Genomic DNA, 21,175 nt, shown 5'->3' with positions numbered 1-21,175 from the left:
ATGAAGACTGATATCGAGCGGAAACTCCGCGACTTCCTCGGTGCCCGCACGGCCAAGACCTTCGCGGACGTGCTCGGGATCGAGACCGTCGGCGAGCTCCTGCGGCACTACCCGCGCCGGTACCTGAAGAAGGGTGAGCTGACCCCGTTCGACGAGCTCGAGGTCGGCGACCAGGCGACCGTGAACGGCCGGGTCAAGAAGGTCACCGTGCGGTCGCTGGACACCAAGATGGACATCCCGCTGGCCGACGTCCAGAAGTGGGCCCGGCGCAAGACCCTGACCAAGGTGGTCGTCACCGACGGCCGGCGTGACCTGGAGCTGGCGTTCTTCAACCAGCCCTGGCTCGCGACCAAGCTGACACCCGGCACCGCCGCCCTGTTCTGGGGCGAGGTGACGATGTTCCGCGACATCATGCAGCTGAAGAGCCCGGGCACCGAGATCCTCGACGAGGAGGACCTGTCCGAGGCCGAGATCGAGCGCCGGGCTCGGCCGTTCCGCCCGCTCTACCCGGCGACCGCGAAGTTGCCCACCGCAACGATCGAGCGGTCGGTCAAGATCGTCCTGGACAGCCTGGACGAGACCCTCGACGACCCGATCCCGGAGCTGATCCTGCGCCGGGAGAAGCTGCTCGGGCTGCGCGAGGCGCTGCAGAAGGTGCACCTGCCGGACACCGAGAAGGACATCCGCGACGCCCAGCAGCGGTTCCGGTTCGAGGAAGCGCTGGTGATGCAGACGATCCTGGCCCAGCGCCGGGCGGTCACCGACGCGCTGAACGCCGTACCGCGGCCGCGGACCGCCGGCGGCATGCTGGACGAGTTCGACCAGCGGCTGCCGTTCACGCTCACCGAGGGCCAGGCGGAGGTGTGCGAGGAGATCTTCGCCGACCTGGCCCGCCCGCACCCGATGCACCGGTTGCTGCAGGGTGAGGTCGGCTCCGGCAAGACCGTGGTCGCGCTGCGGGCGATGCTGTCGGTCGTGGACGCCGGCGGCCAGGCCGTGCTGCTCGCGCCGACCGAAGTCCTCGCGACCCAGCACCACAAGACGCTGACGAAGATGCTCGGCGACCTGGCCGAGGAGGGCATGCTAGGCGGCGCGGAGCGGGCCACCCGGGTCGGCCTGCTGACCGGGTCGCTCGGCGCGGCGGCCCGGCGTACGGCGATGCTCGACGCGGCCAGCGGAGCGGCCGGGATCGTGGTCGGCACGCACGCGCTGCTCGAGGACAAGGTGCAGTTCGCGGACCTCGGGCTCGTGGTCGTCGACGAGCAGCACCGCTTCGGCGTCGAGCAGCGCGCCGCGCTCAGCCAGAAGTCGGGCGAGAACACCCCGCACGTGCTGGTGATGACGGCGACCCCGATCCCGCGGACCGTCGCGATGACGGTGTTCGGCGACCTCGCCGTGTCCACGCTCACCGAGCTGCCGGCCGGGCGGTCGCCGATCCAGTCGTCCGTGGTCCCGGCGAAGGAGAAGCCCGACTGGCTGCAGCGCGCCTGGCAGCGGGTCCGCGAGGAGGTCGGCAAGGGCCACCAGGCGTACGTCGTCTGCCCACGGATCGGCGACGAGGTGAAGAACGCCGCCGACGAGGAGGGCGAGTTCGTCGCGGGCGAGGAGGAGAAGACCTCGAAGGCCCGGCCGCCGATCTCGGTGCTGCAGGTGGCCGAGGCGCTCGCCGAGATCCTGCACGACCTGCGGGTCGAGATCCTGCACGGCCGGCTGCCGGCCGAGGAGAAGGACGCGGTGATGTCGCGGTTCGCGACCGGCGAGGTGGACGTGCTGGTCGCGACCACGGTCATCGAGGTCGGCGTCGACGTACCGAACGCCTCGACGATGGTGATCATGGACGCCGACCGGTTCGGCATCTCCCAGCTGCATCAGCTGCGTGGCCGGGTCGGCCGGGGGCGGGTGCCGGGGCTGTGCCTGCTGGTGACGGATCTCTGGCCGGGGTCGAAGTCGTACGGCCGTCTGGACGCGGTGGCCGCCACCACGGACGGCTTCGAGCTGTCCCGGATCGACCTCGAGACGCGGCGGGAGGGCGACGTACTCGGCGTGGCGCAGTCGGGGCGGCGGAGCAGCCTGAAGCTGCTGAGCGTGCTGCGGGACGAGGAGATCATCCTGACCGCGCGGCACGTGGCCAACTCGATCGTCTCCGTCGACGCGGACCTGGCCGAATATCCGACTCTGCGGTCTTTCGTACGGAGCGCGCTCGAGTCGGAGACCACCGAGTACCTGGAGAAGACATGACCAGGATCATCGGGGGAGCGGCGGGTGGGCGGCGGATCGGCGTACCGCCGGGGACGGGGACGCGGCCGACGGCGGACCGGGTGCGGGAGGCGTTGTTCTCGTCGCTGGAGTCCGAGTTCGGCAGCTTCGACGGGCTCGCGGTCCTCGACCTGTACGCCGGGTCCGGCGCGATCGGCCTGGAGGCGCTGTCCCGCGGCGCCGCGCGGGTCGTGCTGGTCGAGTCCGACCGGCGGGCGGCCGAGGTGATCGCCGCGAACGTCCGGTCGGTCGGTCTGCCGGGCGCGACCGTGCTGACCCGGCCGGTGGAGAAGGTCGCGGCGGGCGAGAGCCAGGGCCCGTTCGACCTGGTGTACGCCGACCCGCCGTACAAGCTGGAGACCGGTGAGCTGCAGGACGTGCTGACCGGGCTCGCCGCCAACGGCTGGCTGGCCGACGACGCCGTGGTGGTGGTCGAGCGCGGCAAGCGGGAGCCGTGGGACTGGCCGGAGGGGTTCGCTGCGCTCCGGGACCGCAAGTACGGCGAGGCCCGGCTTTGGTACGGTCACCGCCATGGCTAAGGCGGTCTTCCCCGGTACCTTCGACCCGCCCACCGTCGGGCACCTCGACATCATCACCCGGGCGGCCGCGGCCTTCGACGAGGTGATCGTCGCGGCCGGGATCAACCAGTCCAAGAACCGGCTGTTCAGCCCGGAGGAACGGCTGGAGATGCTGACCGAGCTGACCGCGCCGTTCGGCAACGTCCGGGTCGGCAGCTTCGAGGGCCTGCTGGTCGACTACTGCCGGGCCGAGGGCGCCGGGGTGATCCTGAAGGGCCTGCGGTCGGCCGCCGACTACGACTACGAGCTGCAGATGGCGCAGCTCAACCACGCGATGACCGGGGTCGACACCATGTTCCTGCCGACCCGCTCGGAGAACTCCTTCGTCTCCTCCAGCTGGGTCAAGGAGATCGCGAAACTGGGTGGCGACGTGGTCGCCTTCGTGCCGCCGCCCGTTCACGCTCGGTTACTGGACAAGCTCTAGAAACCCCGAATTGGGCGACCGGGCGCGGAGTTGGTAATGTTGACCACCGGTCTCGACGAGACCGAGATCTTGCCTGCCCACGCCTGAAAGGGATGTCCTGAGCGTCTTGGACCCGCGGTCCCCACTCGTGATCGACACGCACGAGCTGACACGCCGCGCCGGGTCCCAGCGCGAAGTCACCTTCACGGCCCCGGCGCCGGCGGATCTCGGAATCGACGTGATCGGCGTCCCCGAGGGTGATCCGATCCAGTTCGATCTACGGCTGGAGTCGGTCGTCGAAGGGGTGCTCGTCACCGGTACGGCCCGCGGCCGGCTGGTCGGGGAGTGCGGGCGGTGCCTGGTCGACATCGAGGACGAGTTCCTCGCCGACGTCCAGGAGCTGTACGTCTACCCGGAGAGCGACGCCGAGCCCGACGAGGCCAGCCGGATGGAGGGCGACCTGATCGACCTCGAGCCGGTGCTGAGGGACCAGGTGGTGCTCGCGCTGCCGTTCCAGCCGCTGTGTACGGACGACTGTCCGGGTCTGTGCCCCGAGTGCGGGGTGCGCCTGGCGGACGAGCCCGGCCACCAGCACGAGGACCGGACCGACCCGCGCTGGGCCGCGCTCAGCGGCCTGCTCCCGCAGGACGAACGACCGCAGGACAACTGAAGACCGAATCACTTGCCAGCCAGCCGGCCGGGTCCACCAGCCCCCGGCCGAACCGAGGAGTCATAACCGTGGCCGTTCCGAAGCGGAAGATGTCGCGCAGCAACACCCGCAACCGCCGGGCCCAGTGGAAGACCACTGCCCCGTCGCTGGTGATCTGCGTGAACCCGGCCTGCCGCGCGAAGCACCTGCCGCACACCGTCTGCCCGACCTGCGGCCAGTACGGCGCCAAGGGCGAGCGTCGCCAGGTCGTCGAGAGCTAATCGGCGCCAATCAGTGAACTCGGTCAACGAAACGGGGCCTCTACGCCGAGCTGAACCAGCGGCTCGGCGTATCGCTGGCTGACAATTTACTGGAGCACGCCTTCACCCACCGGTCGTTCGCGTACGAGAACGGTGGGCTGCCGACGAACGAGCGGCTGGAGTTCCTCGGGGACTCCGTCCTCGGCGTCATCGTCACGGAGTCGCTGTTCCGCAACCACCCGGACCTGTCCGAGGGCCGGCTGGCCAAGCTTCGGGCGGCGGTGGTCAACATGCGCGCGCTCGCCGGGGTCGCCCGGGAGCTCAAGCTGGGCAAGTACCTGCGGCTCGGCCGGGGCGAGGAAGCGACCGGCGGGCGGGACAAGTCGTCCATCCTGGCCGACTGCGTCGAGGCGCTGATCGGCGCGGTGTACCTGGACCGCGGGTTCGAGACCGCCGGCGAGGTCGTGCACAAGCTGTTCGACGACCTGATGGAGTCGTCGGCCCGGCTCGGTGCCGGCCTGGACTGGAAGACCTCGTTGCAGGAGCTGGTCGCCCAGCTCGGCGTCGGCGTACCGGAGTACGTGATCGCCGAGTCCGGCCCGGACCACGCCAAGACGTTCGAGGCGCGGGTCCGGATCGGCTCGGACACCTACGGGCACGGCATCGGCCGGAGCAAGAAGGAAGCCGAGCAGCAGGCCGCCGAGACCGCCTGGAAGGCACTGCGCGCGGCGCATCCCGACAGCACCGACCCGTCAGCCTGAGGTGCCCGAGCTTCCCGAGGTAGAGGTCGTCCGCCGCGGTCTGGCGGAGTTCACCACCGGCCGGACGATCGACGCCGTCGAGGTCCTGCACCCCCGCCCGGTCCGCCGGCACGCCGCCGGGCCGGACGACTTCGCCGCCCGGCTCAAGGGCCAGGTGTTCGCCGAGCCGGCCCGCCGCGGCAAGTACCTCTGGCTGCCGCTGGAGTCCGGCGACGCGGTGCTGACCCACCTCGGGATGAGCGGTCAGTTCCGGGTCCAGCCGGTCGGCGCGCCGGACGAGCCGCACCTGCGGGTCCGGATCCGGTTCGCCGACGACGGCGGAGAGGTCCGGTTTGTGGACCAGCGGATGTTCGGTGGTCTGTCGTACTCCGAGGGCGGCGCGGACCTGCCCGCGGAGATCGCCCACATCGCCAGGGACCCGTTCGATCCCCTGTTCGATCCGGACGCCTTCGTGGCGGCGATCCGGCGCCGCAAGACCGGCCTCAAGCGTGCTCTGCTGGACCAGCGGGTGGTCAGCGGGGTCGGGAACATCTACGCCGACGAGGCGTTGTGGCGGGCGAAACTGCACTACGCCCGGGCGACCGAGACGCTGAAACCCTTGCAGATAAGGGAGATCCTCCGGCACGCCCACGAGGTGATGGCCGCGGCGCTGGACGTCGGCGGGACCAGCTTCGACGCCCTGTACGTCAACGTGAACGGGGAATCGGGCTACTTCGAGCGCGGCCTGAACGTCTACGGCCAGGAGGGAACGCCCTGTCCGCGCGACGGCCGGCCGATCCGTCGCGAGCCGTTCATGAACCGTTCGTCGTACCGGTGCCCGAAATGCCAGCCGGTGCCGCGGCACGTCCGCTGGTGAGAGAGGTATCGTTAAAGAGTGAGGGCCTAGGTTGACCGTCGGCCCCACCGGTGTCACCCTGAAAGACGGCACACATTATTTGTTCGGCGCTCCGTGGACCAGGGGCGCTCACAGGCCAGAACCCTTCCGGAGGACAGCACAATGGCCAAGGCTCTTCTAGGGCACCTTGGAGGCACTGACCCGCGCATGCTCGAGCAGGTTCGACTGCTCAACCGGCGTGTCGCCGACCTGGAGGCGCACGTGATGCGGCTGCAGGCAGAGAACGACCACCTCGTCGCACAGGTCCACGAGGGCCGGCTGCTCACCGTCGACGAGGCACTGCGCGCCCCTGCTTCGGTCTGAGGACCCGAGCCGCGACACCAGAGTTCCATCTCTACCGTCCGCACAACCACGGCGGTGGCCCCCGTCCGGGCCTCCGCCGCCCTTTTTGTGCACCGTTTGTTCATTGAATGTTGAGCTCCCACGGCTTTTCCCGGCCGCTCCCGCGGTCGGCCTCCACCGGTTCGGGTCGAGATCTTTGTAGACTGCGAAGCGGAACTACTTCCCCGGGTAGCGGCAGCGTCACGAGCAGTTACGACGGTTCCTTCGGTATCGTCTGTCCTTTCACGGGTTGGAGAGCTTCGCTTTGTATTTGAAGAGCATGACGCTCCGAGGCTTCAAGTCGTTCGCGTCGGCCACGACGATGAACTTCGAACCGGGCATCACCTGCATCGTCGGCCCGAACGGCTCCGGGAAGTCCAACGTCGTTGACGCCCTCGCCTGGGTGATGGGTGAGCAGGGCGCGAAGTCGCTGCGCGGCGGCAAGATGGAGGACGTCATCTTCGCCGGCACCTCCGGCCGGGCCCCGCTGGGACGCGCCGAAGTCGTGCTGACCATCGACAACACCGACGGCGCGCTGCCGATCGAGTACGCCGAGGTGACGATCAGCCGGACGATGTTCCGCAACGGCGGGTCGGACTACCAGATCAACGGCCAGAACTGCCGGCTGCTCGACGTCCAGGAACTGCTCAGCGACTCCGGCATCGGCCGGGAGATGCACGTCATCGTCGGCCAGGGCCAGCTCGACTCGATCCTGCGCGCGACCCCGGAGGGGCGGCGCGGGTTCGTCGAGGAGGCGGCCGGGGTCCTGAAGCACCGCAAGCGCAAGGAAAAGGCGATCCGGAAGCTGGAGGCCACCGAGGGCAACCTGCACCGCCTCGGCGACCTGATCACCGAGATCCGCCGTCAGCTGAAGCCGCTCGGGCGCCAGGCGGAGGTGGCGCGCCGGGCGGTGACGATCCAGGCCGAGGTCCGCGACGGCCGGGCCCGGTTGCTGGCCGACGACATCGTGCAGGCGCAGTCCGCGCTGGAGGCCGAGCTCAAGGACGAGGCGCTGCTGACCGAGCGCCGGGCCGAGACCGAGGCCAAGCTGCGCGCGGCCCGCGAGCTCGAGGCCGAGCTGGAGGACGCGCTCCGTGAGGACGCGCCGGCCCTGCAGGCCGCGCAGGACACCTGGTACCAGCTGTCCGGCTTCGCCGAGAGGATCAAGGGAACGGCGCGGATCGCCGCGGACCGGATCCGGTCGCTGAACGACGAGGCCGAGGAGCCGCGCGCCGGGCGGGACCCGGACGAGCTCGAGCTGGAGGCCGCCCGGGTCCGCGAGACCGAGGCGCAGATCGAGGCCGAGGTCGAGGCGCACTCGGAGCTGCTCGCCGAGGCGGTCGAGCGGCGGCAGCAGCTGGAGGCGCAGGAGGCCGAGGAGGAGCGCCGGATCGCGGCGCTGATCCGGGCCGCGGCCGACCGCCGCGAGGGCCTGGCCCGGCTGACCGGCCAGGTGAACGCGCTCAAGAGCCGCGCCGCGGCCGCCGAGTCCGAGATCGGCCGGCTGGCGACCAACAGGCGCGAGGCGGAAGTCCGGGCCGCCAAGGCGCAGCACGACTTCACCGCGCTGGAGACCCAGGTGGCCGGCCTGGACGCCGGTGAGCGGGGGCTGGACGAGGAGTACGAGGCGGCCCAGGCGGTCCTGGACGAGATGGACGAGCGGCTCGCCAAGGTTCGCGCCGAGGAGCGCGACGCCGAGCGTGAGCGCACCGGCCTGGCCGCCCGTAAGGAAGCGCTCGAGCTCGGCCTGAACCGCAAGGACGGCGCCGGCGCCCTGCTGGCCGCCTCCGAGCAGGTCAACGGCCTGATGGGGTCCGTGGCCGCGCTGCTGAGCGTGCGCGCCGGCTACGAGACCGCGATCGCCGCGGCCCTCGGCGAAGCCGCCGACGCCGTCGCCGTCACCCACGCCGACGCCGCCCTCGAAGCGGTCGGTCACCTCAAGCAGCACGATCTCGGCCGCGCCGGGCTGCTCCTGGGTGATGCGCCGGCCGACGACTACACGACCTGGCCGCAGTTGCCGTACGGCGCGGCGTACGCCGTCGACGTCGTGGACTGCCCGGAGAGCCTGCGGCCCGCGTTGCGGCGACTCCTGCGCAAGGTGGCCGTGGTGGACGACGTCCCCGCGGCGCAGTCGCTCGTACGGCATCTGCCCGACGTCACCTGCACGACGCGCGGCGGCGACGTACTGGGAGCGCACTTCGCGTACGGCGGTTCGGACGCGGCGCCCAGCCTGATCGAGGTGCAGTCCGCGGTCGACGAGGCGGCGGAGAAGCTGACCGAGGCGACGGCGCGGAGCGAGCGGCTGCGGTTCGAGCTGCAGGCGCTCGAGGACGAGCGGACCCGGCAGAAGGACACCGTCGAGATCACGCTGGCCCGGCTGCACGAGTCGGACGCGGCGATGGCCGCGGTGGCCGAGCAGCTGGCGCACTTCGGGTCGCTGGCGAAGGCGTCCCGCGGCGAGGCGCAGCGGATGGCCGAGGCGATCGCGGCGGCCGAGGAGGAGCGCGACCGGAACCTGTCCGGCCTGGCCGAGCTGGAGGAGCGGCTCACCGACGCCGAGCAGTTCGACGACGACGGCGACGAGCCGGACACCAGCGAGCGGGACCGGCTGGCCGACGCGGCCAAGGCCGGCCGGGCGGCCGAGATGGAGGCGCGGCTGGCGCTGCGGACCACCGAGGAGCGGGCCCGGGCACTGTCCGGGCGCGCGGACTCGCTGGAGCGCGCGGCCCGGCAGGAGCGGGAGGCGCGGGCGCGGGCGATCGCCCGGGCGGCGCGGCGGGCCCGGCAGGCGGAGGCGGCGCAGGCCGTTCACCTGGCCGCCGGGCACGTGCTGGCCCACCTGGAAACCTCGCTGCAGCAGGCCGCGGCCGAGCGGGCCGAGATCCAGGCGCAGCGGGCCGACCGCGAGCAGGCGCTGGCGCAGGCCCGGTCCGCGACGCGGAACCTGAGCTCCGAGCTCGAGCAGCTGACGAACACCGTGCACCGGGACGCGCTGGCGCGGGCCGAGCAGAAGATGCGGCTGGAGGCGCTGTACGAGAAGGCGCTCGGCGAGCTCGGGATCGAGGTCGACGCACTGGTTGCCGAGTACGGGCCGGACCAGCTGGTGCCGCCGCTGCCGAAGGACGGCGAGGAGAACACCCTCGAGCTCGAGGGAGAGCCGTTCGACCGGACCAAGGTGCAGAAGCGGCTCAAGCAGGCCGAGCGGGCGCTGAACCAGCTGGGGCGGATCAACCCGCTCGCGCTGGAGGAGTTCGAGGCGATGGAGGAGCGGCACCGCTTCCTGTCCGAGCAGCTCGACGACCTGAAGAAGTCGCGGCGCGACCTGATGGACATCGTCAAGGAGGTCGACGAGCGGGTCGAGCAGGTCTTCACCGAGGCCTACCGCGACGTCGAGGTGGCGTTCCAGCACGTGTTCAGCCGGCTGTTCCCGGGCGGTGAGGGCCGGCTGGTGCTCACCGACCCCGACGACATGCTTGCCACCGGCATCGATGTCGAGGCGCGCCCGCCGGGCAAGAAGGTGAAGCGGCTGTCGCTGCTGTCCGGTGGTGAGCGCTCGCTGGTCGCGGTCGCCTTCCTGGTCGCGCTGTTCAAGGCCCGGCCGTCGCCGTTCTACATCCTCGACGAGGTCGAGGCCGCGCTGGACGACACCAACCTCGGCCGGCTGCTGGAGATCTACGAGGAGCTGCGGGAGAACAGCCAGCTCCTGGTCATCACCCACCAGAAGCGCACGATGGAGGTCGCCGACGCCCTGTACGGCGTCACCATGCGCGGCGACGGCGTCTCCTCCGTCATCTCCCAACGCATCCGCGAACCCGAGCCGGTCTAGGGCGTGTCTGACAATCCATCGCCTACTGCGCGGCACTCGGCACGGCACCTCGCCGCACTGGAGCAAAGGCCACGATGAAACCCACATCGAGGCCTTCACTCCAGCACGCCGAGCTACCGCACCGAGCACCTGCTCGCTACGGCGCTGAATTGTCAGACACGCCCTAGCCCGTTCCGCGGATCAGGCCGTGATCGTCATCGAGGCGATCCGGTCGTCCTGGACCTCGAAGGTGAAGTGGGACGGGCCGTTGAAGCCGTCGCCGCCGACCAGGGTGGCGATCGTCAGCGGGTTACCGGGGGTCGACACATTGGTGCCGGTGAAGGTGGCACGCTTGCCGATCAGCTCGTTCTCGCTCCAGGAGCGGATCCGGTCCGGGCCGCGGAACTGACGGCCCCAGTCGTCGACGTACCCGTCCTCGGCGAAGGCCGCGACGAAGGCGTCGTTGTCCTGCTCGGCGATCGCGGCCAGCACCCGCTGGACCGCGGCCGGGATCTCGTGGCTCATGCCGCCGACGATATCTCCTCCCGGTTGAACCGTTCGGGCGCGCGAGACGTGTGCAGGGTAGATCGGGACCCTGGAGGGGAGAGCGTCATGAAGCGTCTGAGCAGTCTCGTCGGTGTGGTCGCGCTCGGTCTGGCCGGGCTCACCGCCTGTGGTGACGAGAGCGAGACCCCGGCCGTCGGCAGCGCGAGTATGGCGGCGAGCAGCGGGGCGAAGCTGGCGACCGCAGACGTTCCCGGCCTCGGCAAGGTGGTTGTCGACGGCAACGGGCGGACCGTGTACGTGTTCGACGAGGACACCTCCGGCAAGTCCACCTGCGAGGGCGACTGCCTGGCCAAGTGGCCGGTCGTACCGGCCGGTGAGGGTGCGCCGCAGCTCGAGGGCATCGACGCCTCCCTGGTCGGGACGGTCACCCGCAGCGACGGCAGCAAGCAGCTGTCCGTCGGCGGGCTGCCGATCTACCTGTTCGCCCAGGACACCCGGGCCGGTGAGGCCAAGGGCCAGGCGGTCGGCAGCGTCTGGTGGGTCGTGGGCGCGGACGGCAAGAAGAACACGCCCCAGCCGGCCGGCGATGACAGCTACGGCTACTGAGCCTTTCCCCCTGGTGGTGCCCGCCTTGACCGGTATCGTGCGGTCGGTGGGTGACTATCGGGGTCCGGAGGCGGCCGAGACGCTCGTCCGGTCCCTGTACGCCGAACACGGCCGCAGCCTGCTCGCCTACGCGACCAGGCTCACCGGAGACCGGGCCGCCGCCGAGGACGTCGTACAGGAGACGCTGCTCCGCGCGTGGAAGCACGCGGACGACCTCAGCGAGGGCAAGGGGTCCGTCCGCGGCTGGCTGCTGACGGTCGCGCGTAACCTCGTCACCGACCGGGCCAGGGCGCGGGCGGCCCGCCCGGCCGAGGTGGCGGACGTGGAGGACCGGCCGCCCGTGGCGGGCGACCACTCCGAGTCGGTGGTGAACACCATGGTGGTGCTGGACGCGCTGGACCAGGTGTCGCCCGAGCACCGCGAGGTCCTGGTGCAGTTGTACTACCGCGGCCGGTCGGTGACCGAGGCCGCGAAGGAGCTGGGTGTGCCGCCCGGTACGGTGAAATCGAGATCGTATTACGCCCTCCGAGCACTGCGCGCGGTGATGGCCGGTAGCGAGACGGAGGTGGCCCGATGACCGAGCACGACAGCTCGCAGCTCGGCGCCTACGCCCTCGGCGCGCTGGAGCCCGACGAGGCCCGTGAGGTCGACCAGCACCTGGCCACGTGCGCGGAGTGCCGGGCCGAGCTGGCCGAGCTCGAGGAGATGAAGGCGTTCCTCGGCGAGGTGCCGCCGGAGGCGTTCCTGGACGGCCCGCCGCCGGACGGCGACCTCCTGCTGCAGCGCACCCTGCGTGAGGTCCGTACGACGGCCGCACCGAAGCGACGGTCTCCGTGGCTGCTCGTGGCGGCCGCGGTCGTGCTGATCGCCGGTGCACTGGCCGGTGGGATCCTGATCGGCCGGCAGTCCACGAGCCCGGCGGAGACGCCGGTGGCCGGGTCGAAGCAGGTGATCGCGACGGACGGCACCACCGGGACGACGATGGCGACCACGGTCGAGCCGCGCGCCGGGTGGAGCTGGGTCGAGGTCGAGCTCACCAATCTGAAGGCCGGAGCCGAGTGCGAGATGATCGTCACCGACAAGGGCGGCAAGACCTGGGTGGCCGGCACGTGGGTGGTGTCGGAGAAGTCGGCCCGGGAAGGCAGCCGGTTCGCCGGTGGCGTGCTGGTGCCGATCGACCAGGTGAAGTCGGTGGAAGTCCGGACGCTCCAGGGGCAGCACGTGGTGACCACGCCGGTCTGAGTTTGCGGCGCACGAGAGGATGAGGGCGTGGCTACTACCTCCGACGACCTCCGGGTCCGCCGCACGGCCGCGGCCGCCGACTGCGAGCGCTGGCTGTCCGCGCACAAGCTGCCGGTGCGGACCAGACTGCAGGAGCTGGTGGAGGCCACCACCGACGACGAGGTCGACACGTACGGCGCCGGCGGAGACGTCGCCGCGCTGGAGCGGGAGGTGGCCGACCTGCTGGGCAAGCCGGCGGCGGTGTTCATGCCGACCGGAGTCATGGCTCAGCAGAGCGTCCTGCGGGTGTACGCCGACCGCGCCGGGACCGACCGGGTCGCGGTGCACGGCCTCTCGCACCTCCTGGTCCACGAGCTGAACGCGCTGGAGGAGGTCCACCGGCTCCGGATCGAGCGACTCACGGCCGAGCCGCGGCAACCCCGCCCGGACGAGCTGGCCGCCATCCCGGGCAAGCTGGCCGCGGTCACGCTGGAGCTGCCGTTGCGGGACGCCGGGTTCGTCCTGCCCACGTGGGACGAGCTGGTCGTGTTCGCCGAGTCCTGTGCGGAGCGCGGCGTACCACTGCACCTCGACGGCGCGCGGCTGTGGGAGAGCACGCCGTACCTGGAGCACAGCCTGGCTGAGGTGGCTGCGCTCGCGTCGAGTGTGTACGTGTCCTTCTACAAGGTGCTCGGCGGGTTGAGCGGTGCCGCGCTGGCCGGTCCGGAGGACGTGATCGCCGAGGTACGCCGCTGGCAGCGCAGGCTCGGTGGCAACGTCTACACGCTCTTCCCGTACGCCGTGTCCGCGCGCGAGGGGCTGCGGACCGTGCTGCCTAGGATGGGCGAGCTGTACCGGCGGGCCGTCGAGCTCTCGATGGCCCTGCAGGCCGAGGGATTCCGGGTGTTCCCGGAGCCGCCGCACACCAACTCCTTCCGCGTCTACGCCCCGCGGGCCGCCGAGGCGATCGACGTGGCGTCGGTGGAGCGGATGGAACGCACCCGCGAGGCGATCTGCCAGCCGTGGCGGCCGGCCGACGTACCGGGCTGGTCGTGGGTCGAGCTGGTGGTGACGCCGAGCACGTTGGACTGGAAGGTGGACGAGGTGGCCAAGGCCTACGGGGAACTTCTGGAACAATGAACGCGTAAGACCTTCAGTAGGTTGGGTGTGGGGATTCGGGGAGAGAAGTGCTGACGTTCGTCATCACCATGGTGGTTCTGCTGGTTCTGTCCGGGCTGGTGCTGCTGGCGGTCGCGCGGGGGGAAGGCAAGAATTTCGGGTAGCTTGCTCGAATGAGACGGTTGATCTTCCAGGAGTACGTGACGCTCGACGGGTACGCCGCCGACGCCGAGGGCGGCCTCGACTTCTCCGGCACGATCTCCGAGCAGGCGGACGTCGACAACCTGGCGTTGCTCGAGACGGTCGACACAATGCTGCTCGGGGCGGAGACGTACCGGTTGTTCGCGTCGTTCTGGCCGACGGAGGCCGCGGCCGGTGACCCGATCGCGCCGAAGCTGAACGCGCTGCGCAAGGTGGTCGTGTCGAGGACGCTGGACAGCGCGCCCTGGGGTGCGGACGACTCCGCGCTGGTGGTCCGGGATGCGGTCGAGGACGTCCGCGAGCTCAAGCGCGAGCAGGGCAAGGACATCATCCTGTGGGGCAGCATCTCGCTGTTCCACACGCTGCTGATCGCCGGGCTCGTCGACGAGATCCAGTTGCGGGTGTGCCCGGTGCTGATCGGGGCGGGCAAGCCGGTGTTCCCCGGCGGCGCGGAGACCCGGGTGATGGAGTTCCTCGAGGCCAGACCGTGGGCGAACGGCGGTGCGCTGCTGCGCTACCGGCCGATCAGCTGACCGCGTCGACGATCGCGGTGACGATCGGCGCCGCGACGGTGACGGTCGGCACGACGAGCAGTCCGACGGCGAGGGCGTACGTCGCGGCCGAGAGCAGCGGGTAGCGCGGTTCCGGGCCGGCCAGGCGCTGGACCCGTAGGACGGTGGCCGACTTGGCCGCGGCCAGCCCTGCCTCCGGGGCGGGCGCACCGGCGAGCGCGACCAGGGCACGGGCCAGGGGGCGCGGTCCGTTGCGTCGGCGGGCGTCGTCGTCCGCCAGCAGCTCCACCAGCGTGCGCGCCTGCTCCAGCGCCACCTCACTGCGCACCCACCTCGGGAACGCCTGGTGCAACGCGGTGAACGCCTCCAGCACCAGGTCGTGCCGTGCTCGCAGGTGCGCCTGTTCATGCGCCAGTACGGCGTGCAGCTCGCTCTCGTCGAGTCTCTCGAGCGCACCGACCGACACGACCACCCGCGCACCGCGCAACGCCGGCAGGCAGTACGCGAGCGGAGTCTCCTCGGACAGCACCCGCAGCCCCGGGACGAGACCGTCCGGTGTGGCCAGTACGTCAACCAGGTCGCGGTGCCGTTTGCGGCGGGCTCTCGTGCCCACTGCGACACGTCCGGCTACCCAGAGGAGCTTCACCAGGACCAGTGCGGTCAGGGCGAGGATGGCCGCGGCCACCAGGTCCCGGAGGGACGACGGGTCGAAGTTCGGCTCACCTGGCCGGCCTGCGGTGGAGTAGGAGAGCGAGATGCCCGCGCCGAGAGCGGCCAGGATCGCCGCGATGGCGATCGCCTGCCACAGAGCCACTGCGGCCCGCGGGATCCGGTAGGGCCAGGTCGAGCGGGCCAGCAGCGCCGGCGCCGGGCCGGTCAGCACCAGGGCCAGAGCGGCGAGCAGGACCGGGGTGATCACCCCGCCCGCTCCTCCAGTTGCGCGAGCGCCTCGCGCAGGAGTTCAGCCTCCTCGTCGCTGACCTGGCCGACGAAGCGGACCAGAGCCTCCCGGCGGTCGCCGGCGCGGTCGAGGGCGTCGCGCATGAGCTCGACGGCCAGGTCCTCGCGGGGTGCGGCCGCCCGGTAGCGCCAGGCCTTCCCGTCGCGCTCCCGCTCGGTCAGCTTCTTCTTGGCCAGCCGGTCCAGCACCGTCATCACGGTGGTGTAGGCGAGATCGCGGGAGGCCGACAGCTGCTCGTGCACCTCGCGGACGGTCAGCGCTCCCGGCGCCGCCCAGAGCTGCTCCATCACCAGTCGCTCCAGGTCCCCCAGGGGCCTCGGTGCCTTCTCGTCGTTCGCCACGTGACCAGTATAACTACACATCGTAGTAGATCCGCGCTACCATCTACTACGTAACGTCGTAGATGGGGAGGCGGGCGCGTGGACACTCTGGATCTGGCCCGGTGGCAGTTCGCGATCACCACCGTGTACCACTTCTTCTTCGTCCCGGTGACGATCTCGCTGGTCGCGATCACGGCCGGCCTGCAGACCGCCTGGTACCGCACCGGCAAGGAGAAGTACCTGCGGCTGACCAAGTTCTACGGGAAGCTGTTCCTGATCAACATCGCGATGGGGGTCGTCACCGGCATCGTGCAGGAGTTCCAGTTCGGGATGAACTGGAGCGACTACTCCCGGTTCGTCGGTGACGTGTTCGGCGCCCCGCTGGCGCTGGAGGGACTGCTCGCGTTCTTCCTCGAGTCGACCTTCATCGGGTTGTGGATCTTCGGCTGGGACCGGCTGCCGAAGCTGGTCCACCTGGGCTGCATCTGGGTGGTGGTGCTCGGCACGCAACTGTCGGCGTACTTCATTCTGGCGGCCAACTCCTGGATGCAGAACCCGGTGGGCTTCCGGGTCAACGAGGCGCGCGGCCGGGCGGAGCTGACCGACCTGTGGGCGGTGCTGACCAACAAGGTCGTGCTGGTCACCTATCCGCACACGATCTTCGCGGCGTTCATGGTCGGCGGCGCGTTCGTCGCCGGTGTCGCGCTCTGGCATCTGGTACGGCGCCCGGACGTGGACCGGGACGTGTTCCGGACGGCGCTCCGGCTGGGTGCGGTGATCGTGCTCGTGGCCGGCGCCGGGGTCGCGATCAGCGGCGACCAGCAAGGCAAGGTGATGACCGAGGTGCAGCCGATGAAGATGGCCGCGGCCGAGGCGCTGTACGAGACCGAGAAGCCGGCCTCGTTCTCGGTGTTCACCGTCGGCACGCTGGACGGGTCGCGGGAGATCTACTCGCTCAAGGTGCCGTATCTGCTGTCGTTCCTGGCCACCGGGACCTTCGACGGTGAGGTGCAGGGGATCAACTCGCTGCAGGAGGCCTACGAGCAGCTGTACGGGCCGGGCTCCTACAACCCGAACATCCCGCTGACCTACTGGACGTTCCGGCTGATGATCGGGGTCGGGATGACGTCGGCGGTGCTCGCGGCCTGGCTGCTGTGGGTGACCCGGCGCGGCCGCGCGCCGAGCCGGTGGACGGTCTGGCTGGCGGCGCCGTTGCCGCTGCTGCCACTGGCCGCGAACACCTTCGGCTGGATCTTCACCGAGACCGGGCGGCAGCCCTGGCTGGTGTTCGGATTGTTGCCGACGGCATCGGGTGTGTCACCGGGGACGACCAGTGCCGAGGTGATCACGTCGCTGGCCGGGTTCACCGTGCTGTACGGCGTGCTGGCCGTGGTCGAGCTGAAGCTGATGCTGCGGACGATCCGCGGCGGCCTGGCCGGGACCGATCCGAAGACCGGGCCGGACGACGCGCCGGACGACTCGTCCGACCGCAAGCCGCTGTCGTTCGCGTACTGAGAGGGCAGGGGAGATGGAACTCACGACGGTCTGGTTCGTCGCCATCGCGGCGCTGTGGATCGGGTACTTCGTCCTCGAGGGGTTCGACTTCGGGGTCGGCATGCTGCTGCGGGTGCTCGGCCGGGACGAGCCGGAGCGGCGCGCGGTGATCACCACGATCGGGCCGGTCTGGGACGGCAACGAGGTCTGGCTGATCGTGGCCGCCGGGGCCACGTTCGCCGCGTTCCCGGAGTGGTACGCGACGCTGTTCAGCGGGTTCTACCTGCCGCTGTTCGCGATCCTGGTGTCGCTGATCCTGCGCGGGGTGGCGCTGGAGTACCGCGGGAAGCGGGACGAGCCGGAGTGGAAGGACCGGATGGACGCGATGATCGCGATCGGCTCGGTCGTGCCCGCGTTCCTGTGGGGCCTGACGTTCGCGAACCTGGTCCGCGGGGTGCCGCTGGACGCCTCCCACGAGTACGTCGGCGGTCTCGGCGACCTGTTCAGCCCGTTCGCCGTCCTCGGGGCGGTCGCCTTCACCGCGATCTTCGTCGCCCACGGCGCGATCTTCCTGGCGCTGCGGACGACCGACGACCTCCGGGCCCGCGCCAACCGGCTGGCCTCCCAGGCAGGGTGGGCGGCCGCCGTCCTGGTGATCGCCTTCCTCTGGTGGGCCCAGGCGATCCGCGGCGACACCGCCTCGGTGATCCTCGCGGTCGGCGCGGTGGTCGCATTCGCCGGGGGGCTGCTGGCCAATCGGGTCCGCCGCGAGGGCTGGGCCTTCCTCGGGACGGCGCTCGCGGTGGCGCTGGCGGTGACGTCCTTGTTCGCCGCGCTGTTCCCGGCGGTCATGCCGTCGACTCTTGATCCCGGATCAGCGTTGACAACAGTTGAGGCCGCGTCAACGCCGTACACGTTGAAGGTGTTGACGATCATCGCCGGGATCTTCCTGCCGCTGGTGATGCTGTACCAGGGCTGGACCTACTGGGTGTTCCGCAAGCGCATCACCGTCGAGCCGGTCGCGGTGTCGGCGTCCGGGTCATGAAACCGCTCGACCCGCGGTTGCTGCGGCGGGCCCGGGCCGCCCGGGTGTTCCTGGCCGCGTCCGTGGTGATCGGTGTCGTTAGTGGGCTGCTGATCATCGCGCAGGCGGTCCTGCTGGCCCGCGGGATCGCCGGCGTGGTCCTGCACGGTGAGTCGATCGTGGGCGTCGCCTGGGGGCTCAGTGCGGTCGTCGTCGGGCGGGCGCTGCTGGTCTGGGCACAGGAGGTGGTCGCACAGCGGGCGGCGGCCGCGGTGAAGTCGACGTTGCGCCGGCAGGTGCTGGAGCACTCGCTGAAGCTGGGCCCGGTCTGGCTGAGTGGTGAGCGCAGTAGCGCCCTGACCACCCTGCTGACCAAGGGACTCGACGACCTGGACCCGTACTTCGCCCGCTACCTCCCGCAATTGGTGCTCGCGGCAACCGTTCCGGCCGGGGTGATCGGCTGGATGGCGACCGGTGACCTGATCGCCGCCGGGACGGTGGCGGTCACGCTGCCGCTGATCCCGGTCTTCATGGTGCTGATCGGCTGGGCGACCCAAGCGCACAGCCGCCGGCGTCAGCGCGCGCTGTCCGTGCTCGCCCACCACTTCGCCGACGTGGTCGCCGGTCTGCCCACGCTGAAGCTGTTCGGCCGGGCCAAGGCGCAACAGGCCGCCGTACGGCGGGTGACCGACAAGCACCGGGCGGCGTCGATGAGCAGCCTGCGGCTGGCGTTCCTGTCGTCCTTCGCACTCGAACTGCTGGCAAGCATCTCGGTCGCCCTGGTCGCGGTCGGAGTCGGGCTCCGGCTGGTCGAAGGCAGGCTGGGACTGGAGACCGCCCTCATGGTGCTGATCCTCGCGCCGGAGGCCTACCTGCCGCTGCGACAGGTCGGCATGCACTTCCATGCCAGCGCCGACGGCATCGCGGCCGGCGAGGAGGTCTTCCGCGTGCTGGAAACCCCATTACCCGAGCGTGGCGACCGCACCGACGTACCCGACCTGCGGACGACGCCCCTGCACTTGTACGACGTGACCGTGCGGTACCCGGGTCGCGACGAGCCGGCCTTGGACGGCTTCGACCTGGAGCTCCGGCCAGGAGAGGTGGTCGCGCTCACCGGTCCGAGCGGTGCCGGCAAGTCGACCGTGCTCGCCGTACTGCTGGGCTTCGTCCAGCCCGAGGGCGGTGTGGTCGTCGCCGGTGGGAGTGCGGCGGACGAGTTCGAGCCGACGGCGTGGCGGCGGCAGTTCGCCTGGGTGCCGCAGCGACCGGGGTTGCGGATGGGCACGGTCGCGGAAAACGTGCGGCTCGGCCGCCCGGAGGCCTCGGACGACGACGTTCGGCTGGCACTGATCGGCGCTGGCGCAAGTGAGCTCGACCTGGACAAGCCGGTGGGGGAGCAGGGGCAACTGCTGTCGAGTGGGCAGCAGCGCCGGGTGGCGCTGGCGCGGGCGTTGATCACCGACGCGCCGGTCCTCCTGCTGGACGAGCCGACCGCAGGCTTGGACGCCGAGGCCGAAGCCGACGTGGTCGCCGGGCTACGGGCCAGTGGTCGGACCGTCCTGATGATCGCGCACCGGCCGGCGCTGATCGCTGCCGCCGACCGGACAGTCGACGTACGTGCGAGAGAGCTGGTGAACGCATGAGTGCGAGCACGGCCGCGCTGTGGGACCTGGTGAGGCCCGAGCGACGGATCTGGTGGCGACTCTCACTGGCATTGCTGGCCGGAGTGCTGGCAGCTGGCTCCGCGGTGGCGCTGCTGGCGACGTCGGCCTGGCTCATCACCACCGCGGCAGCCCAGCCTCCGGTGCTGCTGCTTCTGGTCCCGATCGTGGCAGTGCGCGCGTTCGGTGTCGGCCGAGGGGTGTTCCGGTACGTCGAGCGGCTGGTCGGGCACGACGCGGCGTACCGAGTGCTCGGTGAGACCCGGGCCAGGATCACGGGGCGGTTGGAGAAGCTGGCGCCAGGTGGACTGAGCTCGCGTCGCAAGGGCGATCTGCTGGCACGGCTCGTGCTGGACGTCGACGCCGTTCTCGACCTGTGGCTGCGAGTCCTGCTGCCGATCGCGGTAGCCGCGGTCACGGCAACCGCGACGGTCGCGCTTCTCGCCGTGCTGCTTCCTGCAGCGGGCGCCGCGGTGGCGCTGGCTGTTCTGATCGCCTGCACGGTCGTCCCGTGGCTGACCGCCCAGACGGCGGCCCGAGCGGAGCGGAACGTCGCCGGCTCACGGGGTGAGGTCGCGGCCAACGCCACCGAGGCGCTGCTCACCACGGGCGATGTGGTCGCCTTCAACGCGGTCGACGACGTACTGCGTTCCTTCAGCGCCAGCGATGCGAAGCTGGCGAGAGCGGAACGGCGTTCGGCCTGGAGCGCAGGACTTGGCGGTGCGTTGCTGATGCTGTGCGTCGGTGGGGCGAGCGTGGCCGGCCTAGTGCTCGGCAACACGGCGAACATCACCGGCGCGGTGTTCGCTGTGCTCGTCCTGACGCCGCTCGCGCTCGCCGACGTACTCGGTGGCATCCCCGCCGCCGCACAGCTCGCGATTCGAGTGCGCGCGTCGCTCGGCCGGGTGCAGGAGCTTCTGGACACCCCCGAGCCCGTCACCGAGCCCGCGAGGCCGTTGTCGCTTCCGGACGGCCGTGACCTCGAGGTCGAGCTCCTGCGGGTCGGGTACGGCGAAACCGACGTACTGGCCGGGTTGAGTCTGGACCTGCCGGCCGGGAGCCGGGTGGTCGTCACCGGGCCGAGTGGTTCGGGGAAGAGCACGCTGGCCGCCGTACTCCTGCGGTTCCTGGAGCCGCGAGCCGGTGCGGTCCGGATGGATGGTGTGGATCTCGCCAGGCTCGACGGTGACCAGGTGCGCTCGGTGGTCGGTTTGCTGACCCAGGAGAGCCATGTGTTCGACACGAGCATCCGGGAGAACCTGCTGCTCGCCAAGCCGGGTGCTAGCGATCTGCAGCTGTGGCGGGCGCTCTACCGGGCCCGGCTCGGCGTGTCAGTGGAGAGGCTGCCGGACGGGCTCGACACGATGGTCGGCGAGCACGGTGCGCGCCTGTCGGGCGGTGAGCGCCAGCGGCTCGCGTTCGCGCGGTTGCTGCTGGCCGATCGCGACGTACTCGTGCTGGATGAGCCGACCGAACACCTGGACGAGGAGACCGGCCGGGCGCTGCTGGCGGACCTGTTCGCCGCGGCCGGTCACCGGACGGTCGTGCTGCTCACGCACCGGCCGGAGCTGGTTCCTGATCACGTACCGCGACAGCTGGTGCGCCTGACGTGATGGATGCG

Annotated in this window: 21 protein-coding genes; 18 read left to right on the top strand and 3 right to left on the bottom strand. The window is 70.7% G+C overall.

Annotation, left to right across the window (positions count from 1 at the left end):
* The 9 genes from recG (at position 1) to smc (ending at position 9,949) form a co-directional block, all read left to right on the top strand.
* Positions 1–2,238, top strand: coding sequence for an ATP-dependent DNA helicase RecG (gene recG / locus ACQPYZ_RS24210; protein ID WP_433160122.1), 2,238 nt, complete (start codon positions 1–3; stop codon positions 2,236–2,238).
* Positions 2,235–2,795 carry a 16S rRNA (guanine(966)-N(2))-methyltransferase RsmD gene (rsmD, locus tag ACQPYZ_RS24205; RefSeq protein ID WP_433160120.1) on the top strand — a complete coding sequence of 187 codons (561 nt, stop codon included), beginning with the start codon at positions 2,235–2,237 and terminating at the stop codon, positions 2,793–2,795. Before recG ends, rsmD begins: the two co-directional genes overlap by 4 nt.
* Entirely contained in the window at positions 2,788–3,258 is a 471-nt protein-coding gene (coaD, locus tag ACQPYZ_RS24200) for a pantetheine-phosphate adenylyltransferase (RefSeq protein WP_433160118.1), read from the top strand. Before rsmD ends, coaD begins: the two co-directional genes overlap by 8 nt.
* 106 nt (positions 3,259–3,364) lie before the next feature.
* A complete protein-coding gene (locus ACQPYZ_RS24195; RefSeq protein ID WP_433160116.1) occupies positions 3,365–3,907 on the top strand; it encodes a YceD family protein in 543 nt (180 codons plus the stop codon).
* 68 nt (positions 3,908–3,975) lie between these two features.
* On the top strand, positions 3,976–4,167 hold the full coding sequence (gene rpmF, locus ACQPYZ_RS24190) for a 50S ribosomal protein L32 (protein ID WP_433160114.1): 192 nt from the start codon (positions 3,976–3,978) through the stop codon (positions 4,165–4,167).
* 50 nt (positions 4,168–4,217) lie between these two features.
* Positions 4,218–4,907 carry a ribonuclease III gene (gene rnc / locus ACQPYZ_RS24185; RefSeq protein ID WP_433169746.1) on the top strand — a complete coding sequence of 230 codons (690 nt, stop codon included), beginning with the start codon at positions 4,218–4,220 and terminating at the stop codon, positions 4,905–4,907.
* Position 4,908: 1 nt separating this feature from the next.
* A complete protein-coding gene (mutM, locus tag ACQPYZ_RS24180) occupies positions 4,909–5,763 on the top strand; it encodes a bifunctional DNA-formamidopyrimidine glycosylase/DNA-(apurinic or apyrimidinic site) lyase (protein ID WP_433160112.1) in 855 nt (284 codons plus the stop codon).
* Positions 5,764–5,949: 186 nt separating this feature from the next.
* Positions 5,950–6,105 (top strand): hypothetical protein, encoded by a 156-nt coding sequence (locus ACQPYZ_RS24175; protein ID WP_233712037.1) that lies wholly within the window; start codon positions 5,950–5,952, stop codon positions 6,103–6,105.
* Between the two features lie 283 nt (positions 6,106–6,388).
* Positions 6,389–9,949: a chromosome segregation protein SMC gene (smc, locus tag ACQPYZ_RS24170; RefSeq protein ID WP_433160110.1), complete on the top strand. Its 3,561-nt coding sequence runs from the start codon at positions 6,389–6,391 to the stop codon at positions 9,947–9,949.
* Between the two features lie 180 nt (positions 9,950–10,129).
* On the opposite strand, the gene ACQPYZ_RS24165 is transcribed toward smc, so the two are convergent.
* Positions 10,130–10,453, bottom strand: a complete 324-nt coding sequence (locus tag ACQPYZ_RS24165) for a nuclear transport factor 2 family protein (protein ID WP_433160108.1) — start codon at positions 10,451–10,453, stop codon at positions 10,130–10,132.
* Positions 10,454–10,540: 87 nt separating this feature from the next.
* Between ACQPYZ_RS24165 and ACQPYZ_RS24160 the strand changes: the two genes are divergently transcribed.
* The 5 genes from ACQPYZ_RS24160 to ACQPYZ_RS24140 all read left to right on the top strand — a co-directional run bounded on the left by ACQPYZ_RS24160 (position 10,541) and on the right by ACQPYZ_RS24140 (position 14,115).
* Positions 10,541–11,041 (top strand): hypothetical protein, encoded by a 501-nt coding sequence (locus tag ACQPYZ_RS24160; RefSeq protein WP_433160106.1) that lies wholly within the window; start codon positions 10,541–10,543, stop codon positions 11,039–11,041.
* Between the two features lie 46 nt (positions 11,042–11,087).
* Positions 11,088–11,618: a sigma-70 family RNA polymerase sigma factor gene (locus ACQPYZ_RS24155; RefSeq protein ID WP_433160104.1), complete on the top strand. Its 531-nt coding sequence runs from the start codon at positions 11,088–11,090 to the stop codon at positions 11,616–11,618.
* Entirely contained in the window at positions 11,615–12,283 is a 669-nt protein-coding gene (locus ACQPYZ_RS24150) for an anti-sigma factor family protein (RefSeq protein WP_433160102.1), read from the top strand. Before ACQPYZ_RS24155 ends, ACQPYZ_RS24150 begins: the two co-directional genes overlap by 4 nt.
* A 27-nt stretch (positions 12,284–12,310) precedes the next feature.
* Positions 12,311–13,402: a threonine aldolase family protein gene (locus ACQPYZ_RS24145; RefSeq protein WP_433160100.1), complete on the top strand. Its 1,092-nt coding sequence runs from the start codon at positions 12,311–12,313 to the stop codon at positions 13,400–13,402.
* Between the two features lie 152 nt (positions 13,403–13,554).
* Entirely contained in the window at positions 13,555–14,115 is a 561-nt protein-coding gene (locus ACQPYZ_RS24140) for a dihydrofolate reductase family protein (RefSeq protein ID WP_433160098.1), read from the top strand.
* Here ACQPYZ_RS24140 and ACQPYZ_RS24135 read toward each other — a convergent pair.
* Positions 14,108–15,013, bottom strand: coding sequence for a M56 family metallopeptidase (locus ACQPYZ_RS24135; protein WP_433160096.1), 906 nt, complete (start codon positions 15,011–15,013; stop codon positions 14,108–14,110). The two genes, ACQPYZ_RS24140 and ACQPYZ_RS24135, sit on opposite strands and share 8 nt — an antisense overlap.
* A complete protein-coding gene (locus tag ACQPYZ_RS24130; RefSeq protein ID WP_433160094.1) occupies positions 15,010–15,396 on the bottom strand; it encodes a BlaI/MecI/CopY family transcriptional regulator in 387 nt (128 codons plus the stop codon). Before ACQPYZ_RS24130 ends, ACQPYZ_RS24135 begins: the two co-directional genes overlap by 4 nt.
* 78 nt (positions 15,397–15,474) lie before the next feature.
* Between ACQPYZ_RS24130 and ACQPYZ_RS24125 the strand changes: the two genes are divergently transcribed.
* The 4 genes from ACQPYZ_RS24125 to cydC are packed head-to-tail and all read left to right on the top strand — an operon-like array spanning position 15,475 to position 21,167.
* The gene (locus tag ACQPYZ_RS24125) at positions 15,475–16,890 is read left to right on the top strand and encodes a cytochrome ubiquinol oxidase subunit I (RefSeq protein ID WP_433160092.1); all 1,416 of its coding nucleotides are present in this window, start codon (positions 15,475–15,477) and stop codon (positions 16,888–16,890) included.
* Between the two features lie 13 nt (positions 16,891–16,903).
* On the top strand, positions 16,904–17,914 hold the full coding sequence (cydB, locus tag ACQPYZ_RS24120; RefSeq protein WP_433160090.1) for a cytochrome d ubiquinol oxidase subunit II: 1,011 nt from the start codon (positions 16,904–16,906) through the stop codon (positions 17,912–17,914).
* The gene (gene cydD, locus ACQPYZ_RS24115; protein ID WP_433160088.1) at positions 17,911–19,536 is read left to right on the top strand and encodes a thiol reductant ABC exporter subunit CydD; all 1,626 of its coding nucleotides are present in this window, start codon (positions 17,911–17,913) and stop codon (positions 19,534–19,536) included. Before cydB ends, cydD begins: the two co-directional genes overlap by 4 nt.
* The gene (cydC, locus tag ACQPYZ_RS24110; protein WP_433160086.1) at positions 19,533–21,167 is read left to right on the top strand and encodes a thiol reductant ABC exporter subunit CydC; all 1,635 of its coding nucleotides are present in this window, start codon (positions 19,533–19,535) and stop codon (positions 21,165–21,167) included. The genes cydD and cydC overlap by 4 nt, the downstream gene beginning before the upstream one ends.
* The last annotated feature ends 8 nt before the right edge of the window (positions 21,168–21,175 follow it).

It is taken from the genome of Kribbella sp. CA-247076 (assembly GCF_050942445.1).
In the GTDB taxonomy this organism is placed as follows: domain Bacteria; phylum Actinomycetota; class Actinomycetes; order Propionibacteriales; family Kribbellaceae; genus Kribbella.
The sequence above is the reverse complement of the archived record's forward strand: the minus strand, read 5'-3'. Positions and strand labels throughout refer to the sequence as shown.